A 7,956-nucleotide genomic window follows, 5' to 3' on the forward strand; every position below is an offset into this window, starting at 1 on the left:
CCGCGCTCCCAGGGGGCGGAGCCGTCGACGTCACGGGTGCCGGCCCACAGGTCGACGACCCGGTGCCCGTCCCGGTACACGGCCACGGCCGCGCCCCGCTCACCGAGCCGGGCGAAGTTCGCCGCGAACGCCTCCGCCACCGGCTCGAAGCCCTCGGCCACCGTACCGTTCACACGCACATCCACGCCGCATTCCTTTCCTCGCCCGCACTCACGAGTGAAACACGGCCGTACGGCCTTGGATTCCTCGGCCCCGAGGGGCCCGGCAGACCTCGAGGCACCGACCCCCTACGCGTCCAGCGCCACCGTGCGCGGATCGAACCCGAACGGCAGCTCCAGCCGGTGCGCCCGCATCAGCGCGTCGTCGGAGAGCAGCTTGCCCGTGGGACCGTCGGCGGCGATCACCCCGTCACTGAGGATCAGCGCACGCGGGCACAGCTCCAGGGCGTAGGGCAGATCGTGCGTGACCATCAGCACCGTGACGTCCAACGCCCGCAGAATGTCCGCCAGTTCGCGTCGTGAGGCCGGGTCGAGGTTGGAGGACGGCTCGTCCAGGACGAGGATCTCCGGCCGCATCGCCAGCACCGTCGCCACCGCGACCCGGCGCCGCTGCCCGAAGGACAGATGGTGCGGGGGCCGGTCGGCGAACTCCGCCATCCCGACCTGCTCCAGCGCGGTCCGCACCCGCTCCTCCAGCGCGGCCCCCTTCAGCCCGGCCGCCGCCGGCCCGAACGCCACGTCCTCCCGCACGGTCGGCATGAAGAGCTGGTCGTCGGGGTCCTGGAAGACGATGCCGACCTTCTGCCGGATCTCGGCCATGTGCCGCTTGCCGACCGGGAGTCCGGCCGCGGTGACCGTGCCGGTGCCGCCGGACAGGATGCCGTTCAGATGCAGCACGAGCGTGGTCTTGCCCGCGCCGTTCGGCCCGAGCAGCGCGACCCGTTCACCGCGCGGGACGGTGAAGTCGACGCCGAACAGGGCCTGGTGGCCGTCGGGGTAGGCGAAGGCGAGGCCGGAGACTTCCAGCGACAGCGGTGCGGTACTCACAGGAACCATCCCAGCAGACAGACGACGAGGGCGGAGCAGGGCAGGGCCAGCGCGCGCAGCCACTGGTCACGGGTGGCGGTGACTTCGTCGATGACCGGCATCGACCCGGCGTAACCCCGGCTCACCATGGCCAGATGCACCCGCTCGCCACGCTCGTAGGAGCGGATGAACAGCGCGCCCGCCGACTTGGCGAGCACCCCCCAGTGCCGTACCCCCCGCGCCTCGAAGCCGCGCGACTCGCGGGCGATCCGCATCCGGCGCATCTCGTCGGTGATGACGTCGCCGTAGCGGATCATGAAGGAGGCGATCTGCACCAGCAGCGGCGGCAGTTTCAGCCGCTGGAGCCCGAGCAGCAGTTCGCGCAGGTCGGTGGTGGCGGCGAGCAGCACGGACGCGGCGACGCCCAGGGTGCCCTTGGCCAGCACGTTCCAGGCGCCCCACAGGCCGTTGACGCTCAGCGAGAGCCCGAGGACGTGCACCCGCTCGCCCTCCGCGACGAACGGCATGAGTACCGCGAACGCGACGAACGGCACCTCGATCAGCAGCCGCTTCAGCAGGAACCCGGCGGGCACCCGCGCCCGGTGGGCGACACCGGCCAGCAGCACCGCGTACACCCCGAACGCCCACATCGCCTCGCGCGGGGTGGAGACCACCACCACGACGAAGGCGAAGACGGCCGCCAGCTTGGTGTGCGGGGGCAGCCGGTGCACGGCGGAGTGCCCGTGCCGGTAGAGCTTGTGGGCGTGGCCGGCACCCATGTCAGACGCTCGTGTTCGCGGGAGAGGCGTCGTGGTCGCGGCGGCGGCGCACCGCCCAGAAGACCGCGCTGCCCGCGACGACGGTGACGCCGACACCGATCACGCCCGCGAGACCGCCGGACAGCCGGGCGTTCGCCACGTCCTTGACGCCGTAGTCGGCCAGCGGGGAGTCCGAGGAGTGGTGCGGCTCGGTCTTCTTGTCGATGCCCTTGTCGTGGGCGACCTTCTCCAGGCCGTCCGGGTTGGCGGAGGCGTAGAAGCTGACGAACCCGGCGAGGACCAGGGAGGTCACCAGGCCGGTGATCCACAGGGTGCGCCGGGAGGTGCGGGCGGCGGCCGGGGCCGGGGCGGCGTCGGGGGCGTCGACCAGCTCGCCGTTCACCCGGAGCCGGAGCCTCTGCCGCAGTCCGCGCGCGCCGTACACGAGGTCGGGGCGGACCGCGACGACGGCGGCGACGGTGAGCGCGGTGATCACGGCCTCGCCGATGCCGATCAGCACATGGACGCCGATCATCGCGGTGGCCACCTTGACGATGGACACGTCGGTGGTGCCGCCGATCGCGTAGATCAGCGTGAAGACGACGGCCGCGGCGGGTACCGAGAGCAGCGCGGCGACGAAGGAGGCGGCGGTGATCGAGCGCCGGGAGCGGGGCAGCACCGCGAGCAGCGCCTTGAAGACGGCGTACGCGACCACGGTCGTGACGATCGCCATGTCCGTGATGTTCACGCCGAGCGCGGTCAGCCCGCCGTCCGCGAACAGCACGCCCTGCATGAGCAGCACGACCGACACGCACAGCACGGCCGTGTAGGGGCCGACGAGTATCGCCGCCAGCGCTCCGCCCAGCAGGTGGCCGCTTGTCCCGGCCGCCACGGGGAAGTTGAGCATCTGTACGGCGAAGATGAACGCGGCGACCAGGCCGGCCAGCGGCGCGGTGCGCTCGTCCAGTTCGCGGCGGGCGCCGCGCAGGCTCACCGCGAGGGCGCCCGCGGCGACCACCCCGGTGACAGCGGAGGTGGGGGCGTCGATGAATCCATCAGGTACATGCACCGTTCAATTTTAAGCGCTTGTTGCGAATGCCTTGCAAGAGCGAGGTGGTCTCGCTTCCCGTCCGGCCCCCAGGGGCGGAAATCGGAAAATATGCGACATTAGAGACGAAGCGGCTTTACGGCCTTCGTGGCGGTCACTGAACGTGAGAGGGCGATCCGATGTCCGTAGTCGAGCAGTACGCACGCGCCCACATCGTCACCGACGCGGAGGACGACCCCGACGCGGTACGCGTGGTGCTCCGCTACGACCCCGACGCCGACCCCCTCTCCGTCCAGGTCGGCCTGCCCGGCCCCGCCGAGTGGACCTTCTCCCGGTCCCTGCTGGAGGACGGTCTGCGCGCCCCCGCCGAGAGCGGGGACGTACGGGTCTGGCCGTGCGGGCGCGTGCAGGCGGTCCTGGAGTTCCACTCCCCCCAGGGCGTGGACGTGGTCCAGTTCGACATGAAGTCGCTGACCCGGTTCCTGCTGCGCACCTACACGGCCGAGCCCGTACGGAACTGATCAGCCCCCGAGCCTGAGCAGGGTGGCGACGATCGGGCCGGCCGTGTCGCCGCCGTGGCCGCCCGCCTGCACCACCCCGGCCGAGGCGAGGTCGCCCCGGTAGGCGGTGAACCAGCCGTTGGGCTTCTTCTGGTTGTCGACCTCGGCCGAGCCGGTCTTGGCACCGTAGTCCGGACCCAGCCCGGACATCGCCTCGGCCGCCGTACCGTACGCGGCGGTGAAGTTCATCAGCTCGCGGAGCTGTCCCAGCGTCTTCGCCGACATCGTGCGGGACGCCGTCGCCAGCGTGCGGTGGTCCACCGAGGGGGCCACCAGGTACGGCTGGTGGAAGGTGCCGGTCTTCACCGTCGCCGCCACCGAGGCCATGTTCAGGGGGTTCATCCGCACCCCGCCCTGCCCGATCAGCGAGGCCGCCATCTGCGCCGCCGACTGCACCGGCACCGAGCCGTCCAGCGTGGGCACGCCGACCGACCAGTTGTTCATGGAGAGGCCGAAGACCTGCTGGGCCTGCTTGGTCAGGTCGTCGTTCTTCAGCTTCTTCGCCTGGCTGATGAAGGCGGTGTTGCAGGAGCGGGCGAAGCTCGCCTTGAAGGTGCCGTTCTTGATCTCGAAGTCGTCGTCGTTGTGGAACTTCCAGCCGCCGAAGGTGAAGGTCTTCGGGCAGGGGTGCTTCCTGTCCGCCTCCGCCAGGCCCTTCTCGATCAGCAGCGAGGAGGTGATCACCTTCATGGTGGAGCCGGGCGCCAGCGAGCCCTGGAAGCCGATGTTGAAGCCGTGGCCGCTGTTGGCGACCGCGAGGATCTCACCGGTCGACGCGCGCAGCGCCACCACCGACGCCTGCTCCCGCTTGGCCACCTGCTGCTCGGCCGCCGCCTGGAACCCGGGGTCCAGCGTGGTCTTCACCGTGCCCGGCGTGCCCTCGCTCAGCTCCACCAGCGTCTTGTCCGACAGCCCGGCCTTCTCCGACGCCTTGCCGCGCACCACGCGCAGCTCCACGCCCGCCTTGCCGCCGGCCGTCTTGCCGTACTTCTCCCGCAGGCCGTCCAGCACCGATCCCAGCGAGGGGTACGCGGTCACGGTCAGCTCGCCGCCGGTGCGGTCCAGCGCCCTGACCGGCGGGGTGCCGGACGCGCCGGTCACCAGGGTGTCGCCGTCCCTAAGCTCCGGGTGCACCACGGCGGGCTGCCAGCCGACCAGGGCCGCGCCGTCGCTCGCCCGCCGCACCACGGTCAGCGAACTCCGGTATGCCAGCGGCTTGCTGACGCCCTGGTAGGAGACGGTCGCCTTGACGGAGAAGGGCACCTTCGCGCCGGTCGCCCTGCCCGCGGTGAGGGTGACGTGCTGCAGGCGGGCGTCCTTGGTGTAGCCGGTGAGCAGCGCGGTGGCGGCCTTGGTGTCGTCGGTCGCGGCGGCCGCCTCGGTGACCCGGCCCTGCTGCCAGGCCGTCAGGAAGCGGGAGCTGACCGTCTTGACCTCCAGCGCGCTGGGCGGCCCGGTCCTCACGCTCTTGTGGTCGGACAGCGTGGACGCCTCCTCGGCGGACGCCCCGCCGCCGTACAGCGCGTAGAGGCCGAACCCGGCGCCGCCGACGACGAGGGCGATCATGCCGCCCAGTACGGCGGGTTTCCTCTTCGGCCGTTCGGCGGCACGCCTTCTCTTGCCCACAGTCCCAAGTCCTCCGCGCTCTCCCCGGGGTCCCCGCAGCCCTCACACGTCCCCAACGACCTCAACAGCCTAGAGTCCCCGCGGACTCGGCCGATCTCAGCCCGCACTCCGTAGCACTCTTGCGACAATAGGACCGGCGGCGTCGATGCCATGCCCGCCGTCCTCCGTCATCGCGGCCGCCGCGATGTCGTCCCGGTATCCGGTGAACCAGCTGTTGGACCGTGACTGCCCGTCGACCTCCGCCGAACCGGTCTTCGCCCCCACGTTCCCCCTCAGCCCGGCCATCACGCCTGCCGCGGTGCCACTGCGCGCGGTGCGGTTCATCATCTCCCGCAACTGCTGGGACGTACCCGGCGCCAGCCCGCGGGCGGTGGCGGCCCGGCGGCCGTCCAGGCTCAGCGGGACGATCACCGGCTGCCGGAAGGTGCCGGTCTTCGCGGTCGCCGTGACCGACGCCATGTTCAGCGGGCTCATCTGGACCTGGCCCTGCCCGATCAGGCCGGCCGCCCGGTCGGGGCCGTCCGGTGAGGGGACCCGGCCGTCGAAGGAGGGGACACCCACCTTCCAGTCGTCGCGCCCGATGCCGAACCGCTGCGCGGCCTCCGTGGCCAGCGAGTCCGCCTTCACCTCGTCCGCGAACTTCACGAACGCGGTGTTGCAGGAGCGGGCGAAGCTCTCGGAGAGGGTGGCGTTCTCGTTCGGCGCCAGGCCGGTGAGGTTGGTGAAGGTCTGGCTCTGCCACACGGCCGACGGCGGACAGGGCGCCGGGCCGTTCGCCGAGGTCAGGCCGGAGTCGATGAGGGTGGCGGCGCTGATGATCTTCATGGTGGAGCCGGGGGCCAGCTCGCCGAGGAAGGCCGCGTTGAAGCCGTCGTCGCGGTGGTTGGCGAAGGCCAGGATCTCGCCGGTGCTGGGCTGCACGGCCGCCACCGAGGAGTTGGTGTAGTCGGTCACGGCCGCCTCGGCCGCCGCCTGGGCGCTCGCGCTGAGGGTGGTGCGCAGCTTGCCGGGCCTGCCCTTGACCAGGGTCATCAGCGTGGTGTCGGCCACGCCGCTGCCCTCGTGCCGGACCACCAGCTCGACCCCGGCCCGGCCGCCCGTCCTGTCCCCGTACCGCTTGCGCAGCTCGTCCAGGACCGGGCCGAGGGAGGGGTACTTCTCCTTGGTCAGCACCTGGCCGTCGCGGTCCACGGCGTCGATCTGCGGGGTGGCGGACTCCTCGACGGTCAGTGAGTCGCCCTTGGCCAGCTTCGGGTGCACCAGCGCGGGGTCCCAGTCGACCAGCGGGCGGTGCGAGTTGACCCCGCGCACCACGGTCAGCCGGCTCGCGTACGCCAGCGGCCGGGTCTCCTTCCCGTACGACACCGTCGCCCGCACCTCGAAGGGCACCGTGTCCCCGTTCGCCCTGCCGGGGGTGATGTGCACGCCGGTGATGTGCGCGTCCGACCCGTACGCCCTCAGCAGCGACTCGGCGTCCTCGGGAAAGTTGGTGAGGTTCGCCGCCTGCTCCGGCCGGTCCTTCTCCCAGGCGGCGAAGAACTTCGCGGTGGTCTGCTCGACCTCCTCGCGGCTGGGCGGCCCGGTCGGTACGGCCTTGACGCCACCGGTGGCGGTGGTGTTCAGCGCCGAGGCGATGTTGTACATGCCGTACCCGGCCCCGCCCAGCATCGTCACGCACACGCCGCTGATGACCGCGACTCTGACTCCCTTGCCCATGAAGCGATTCCTCCCCGTGAAGTCCCCGTGGTAGCACCGGATTCCTGAACGTGTTCAAAAGTGGGTGCGGACGGAACTGTATGTGCTCCACAGGCAGTTGGGGTGGCCGTTTCCGATACTTGTCCGAACGGAGACGTTGAACGGCGCACGCACGAGGGGCGGGCCCGGACGACGTGCGTACGCCCGGACCCGCCCCGTCCCCGCCCGTCCGCCCGGCTCCGGGGTGCGTGACCGGAGCCGGACCCCACGCATACGGGGACCGTGACGGAGGCTCTCCCCCCGGGGCCTCCGCAGACGAGAAAACCCCACCCGCCCCCGCTCACTCAACCGACCCCGCTCCCAGCCCATATGGGGATTCGCCCCCATTTGCCGGTGGCGCCGACGGTGGCGTTCGACTGGCGCGTTCCCCTGGCGCTTCCGGAACCCCCAGGCAGCGCCCCTAGGGGGGTGGCGAAACCTGGCGTGTTCCCGCCCGACTGGCCGAACCGACCAGGAACGGCGAGTACGCGCCCGGTGCCCAGTTGCCGCAGATCAGGGACCTGGTGGAGGGGGGCGAGGGCTCGAAGTCCACGGTCCATGCGGCCTACAAGGCGTTGGAAGCCGAGGGGCTGGTCACGTCGTCGCGTGGACACGGCACGGTCGTCCGTGAGCGGGCCCCGCTCAAGCGGCTCGGCATCGCGCGATACGACAAAGCCAAGTGGCGAGACGGCGATGAAGTGGCGTTCACCGCGGACCGCGTGGCGTCCGGACGTGCGTACAAGCGAAATGAACAGACTCAGACCGTCAGCCGTGTGCCAGCCCCGGCCGCCGTCGCTCAGGCGCACGGTCTGCCGGAGGGCGCGGAGGTCTACGCACGTGCGCGCGTGGTCAAGGAGGGCTCACAGCCGACACACACGCTGACTGAGAGAGTGAGGCTCTTCCATCATCGGGCTGAGCTCGCCAAATGCAGGGTGAGGACGGCCTGGACGAGGCAGGTGATCCGGGTGGTCGAGCACCGGAGCCTGCGAAGGAGCCGCCAGGACTTGAGGGCGGCCATGGCCTGCTCGACGAGGGCGCAGCACGAAGCCTCTGGTGGAGACGGATTTCTTGGTCGAAAACCCATCTACCAGGGGCTTCACTCGTCTGTCAGCCCAACTGCCTGTCCACCCCGACAGGTTGGAAAGAGCTCACTGACCACCCCCGGACACCCGAGCGCCCCCGCCGTGGCAGTCGGCGGGGGCGCT

At 71.0% G+C, this 7,956-nt stretch carries 6 protein-coding genes and 3 pseudogenes; 2 read left to right on the forward strand and 7 right to left on the reverse strand.

The window, feature by feature from the left end; genetic code table 11:
* The 4 genes and pseudogenes from GT030_RS24315 to GT030_RS24330 form a co-directional block, all read right to left on the reverse strand.
* Positions 1 to 179 (reverse strand): annotated as a pseudogene (locus GT030_RS24315) (serine hydrolase); the annotation flags it as partial.
* Between the two features lie 108 nt (positions 180 to 287).
* Positions 288 to 1,055: an ABC transporter ATP-binding protein gene (locus tag GT030_RS24320; protein ID WP_161202922.1), complete on the reverse strand. Its 768-nt coding sequence runs from the start codon at positions 1,053 to 1,055 to the stop codon at positions 288 to 290.
* A complete protein-coding gene (gene cbiQ, locus GT030_RS24325) occupies positions 1,043 to 1,804 on the reverse strand; it encodes a cobalt ECF transporter T component CbiQ (RefSeq protein ID WP_161202923.1) in 762 nt (253 codons plus the stop codon). The genes GT030_RS24320 and cbiQ overlap by 13 nt, the downstream gene beginning before the upstream one ends.
* A gap of 1 nt (position 1,805) precedes the next feature.
* On the reverse strand, positions 1,806 to 2,852 hold the full coding sequence (locus GT030_RS24330; RefSeq protein WP_161202924.1) for an energy-coupling factor ABC transporter permease: 1,047 nt from the start codon (positions 2,850 to 2,852) through the stop codon (positions 1,806 to 1,808).
* Positions 2,853 to 3,010: 158 nt separating this feature from the next.
* Here GT030_RS24330 and GT030_RS24335 point away from each other — a divergent pair, with 158 nt between their 5' ends.
* Entirely contained in the window at positions 3,011 to 3,352 is a 342-nt protein-coding gene (locus GT030_RS24335) for an SsgA family sporulation/cell division regulator (protein ID WP_161202925.1), read from the forward strand.
* On the opposite strand, the gene GT030_RS24340 is transcribed toward GT030_RS24335, so the two are convergent.
* Together GT030_RS24340 and GT030_RS24345 are read right to left on the reverse strand one after the other, a co-directional pair.
* On the reverse strand, positions 3,353 to 5,017 hold the full coding sequence (locus tag GT030_RS24340) for a penicillin-binding transpeptidase domain-containing protein (protein WP_161202926.1): 1,665 nt from the start codon (positions 5,015 to 5,017) through the stop codon (positions 3,353 to 3,355). It lies immediately after the preceding gene.
* Positions 5,018 to 5,113: 96 nt separating this feature from the next.
* Positions 5,114 to 6,733: a penicillin-binding transpeptidase domain-containing protein gene (locus GT030_RS24345; protein ID WP_161202927.1), complete on the reverse strand. Its 1,620-nt coding sequence runs from the start codon at positions 6,731 to 6,733 to the stop codon at positions 5,114 to 5,116.
* Positions 6,734 to 7,209: 476 nt separating this feature from the next.
* On the opposite strand from GT030_RS24345, the pseudogene GT030_RS24350 reads away from it, so the two are divergent.
* Positions 7,210 to 7,635 (forward strand): annotated as a pseudogene (locus GT030_RS24350) (GntR family transcriptional regulator); the annotation flags it as partial.
* Between the two features lie 20 nt (positions 7,636 to 7,655).
* Here the strand turns inward: GT030_RS24350 and GT030_RS24355 are convergent.
* Positions 7,656 to 7,787 (reverse strand): annotated as a pseudogene (locus tag GT030_RS24355) (IS5/IS1182 family transposase); the annotation flags it as partial.
* Positions 7,788 to 7,956 lie beyond the last annotated feature (169 nt).

It is taken from the genome of Streptomyces sp. SID1328 (assembly GCF_009865595.1).
In the GTDB taxonomy this organism is placed as follows: Bacteria; Actinomycetota; Actinomycetes; order Streptomycetales; family Streptomycetaceae; genus Streptomyces; species Streptomyces griseoluteus.

Excerpts from the sequence above, each read along its gene's own strand:
- GT030_RS24320 (WP_161202922.1), bottom strand. The coding sequence starts at position 1,055 with ATGGTTCCTGTGAGTACCGCACCGCTGTCGCTGGAAGTCTCCGGCCTC.
- cbiQ (WP_161202923.1), bottom strand. The coding sequence starts at position 1,804 with ATGGGTGCCGGCCACGCCCACAAGCTCTACCGGCACGGGCACTCCGCC.
- GT030_RS24335 (WP_161202925.1), top strand. The coding sequence starts at position 3,011 with ATGTCCGTAGTCGAGCAGTACGCACGCGCCCACATCGTCACCGACGCG.
- GT030_RS24345 (WP_161202927.1), bottom strand. The coding sequence starts at position 6,733 with ATGGGCAAGGGAGTCAGAGTCGCGGTCATCAGCGGCGTGTGCGTGACG.